Here is a 1,860-nt window from a genome sequence, read left to right on the forward strand (position 1 = left end):
CCTGGCGTCGTTTTCGGCTTGACAGCCACCACTTCGTGGGACAGTCAACCGCACGACACCATACCGCGGAAACGTTGTAGGGCATTTGCAGAAAACAAAATCACAATTATTTTGAACCAACTATACAAATTCTTGACACTGAAAAAAATCAAAGATTAAAGTGAAACTATCTGAATTAATTATCAAAACATATAAAATAAACTTTTATAGTATATTTTCGGTAGTTAGCGGAGGGGAAAAGGAGGCACCAACCTTTATTAGCATACTGATTATTTCTTTTATACAAGTATTAAATTTATTTGAAGTAATCATTATAATATCAATGTGTGGAATTCAATTAATAAGTTTAATAAATAAGAAAACTTCAGCTGTCGCAATTATTACTTTTATTCTTATTAATTCAACTATTCTGTATCATAAGAAGAGACACAAAAAGATAATTAAGGAATTGGATGAAATGAATATAAGTTTGAAATATACCTGGTTGTATATACTGATTTCAATACTATTAATTTTCATCCTTGCACCTATCCTCCATCACATGGGAAATCTTTGAGTTAATAAAAAGTGAGCTGACTTTGTGAGGAAAATACAGCAATTATGAATAAGAAATTTTGCAAATCCAGTTTAGGCGGAAAGAATGGAGCTTTTCATATATTACAAGAAAAAATCACATATCAAATAATAGGAAATAAAAACGCCCTACAACACACGGTAATAGTGCATGCGGTTTTGTTTTAACCTGCAGATTCACATTCCGTATGCCGTCGTTTTCGGCTTGACAGTCACCACTCCGTGGGACAGTCAACCGCACGACACCATACCGCGGGAACGTTAGCGGTAATGTAAAAAAGAATAAACTTTGACGAAACGAGACAAGATCATATTTTCGATTGTAACACTTTTATTAACTATAATAATTGGAGTAACATTCTTCGACAATTTTACTTTTACCCTGATTGTATTAATTATCGGAATTGTTGCGGCCAGTTTCATTTTTGTGCTTGATTTATACAGAAAGTCAAAAACTTCGCGAATATTAATTCATGTTGTAGCTTCAGTTTTGATTTCGATGATTTTAGGATCTAGAATACAAGATTTCATAATTAATAGAGAAAAGGATAAATTAAACCCAATCATAAATTCTATTGAAACTTTTAAAAAACAAAATGGATTCTATCCACCTGAATTAGAACAATCTTTAGTCAAGAATTTTGACGATAAAATAGATTATGAATTAAATTCTAAGAACAATGAATTTAGTTTGACATTAAGAATAAATCGCTTTAAGGAACTAAAATATAATGGATTTCGTTATGAATGACATTAGAAAAAACACTACCGCTAACACGCGGTCATAGTGCATGCGGTTTTGTTTTGATCTGCAAAACCATATTCAGTATGCCGTCGTTTTCGGCTTGACAGTCTCCACTTCGTGGGACAGTCAACCGCACGACACCATACCGCGGGAACGTTGTATGGCATTGCATGAGTAAGACTTATAACTTGAATTTATATGACAATATTAAAATCTGTGAATAATAGAATCTCACATACTATAATGATTCTATTCCTAATAATTACTAGTTGTAATACTAAAACTAAAAGTTCGAGCAAAGACTTAGAACAAATCAATAAAAAGTATGTTAGGAATAATTCAAAATCTGATACTCTTAAAAATAATACTACTGTTAAGTTCATTGATAATAAATTCAAGTATAGCCATATAAAGAAATTTATTCCACATACTTATCAATACAATGGTTTAAAACAGATCGATAGTTTATTTTATTCTAAAATTATTCAACAAATAGAAAGTTTTGGTTATTCACAATATGACCCTTCCATCAAGAATTATTT

The 1,860-nt window shown here is 31.2% G+C and carries 2 protein-coding genes; both read left to right on the top strand.

Annotated elements, in window-relative coordinates:
• Positions 1 to 862 precede the first annotated feature (862 nt).
• Positions 863 to 1,324 (top strand): hypothetical protein, encoded by a 462-nt coding sequence (locus ACE1ET_RS20395; protein WP_375730274.1) that lies wholly within the window; start codon positions 863 to 865, stop codon positions 1,322 to 1,324.
• Between the two features lie 192 nt (positions 1,325 to 1,516).
• The coding region (locus ACE1ET_RS20400) for a hypothetical protein (RefSeq protein ID WP_375730275.1) at positions 1,517 to 1,860 on the top strand (344 nt) is incomplete at its 3' end.

Source organism: Quyinboa mangrovi, assembly GCF_042219825.1.
Classification (GTDB): domain Bacteria; phylum Bacteroidota; class Bacteroidia; order Bacteroidales; family UBA5342; genus JBHJHP01.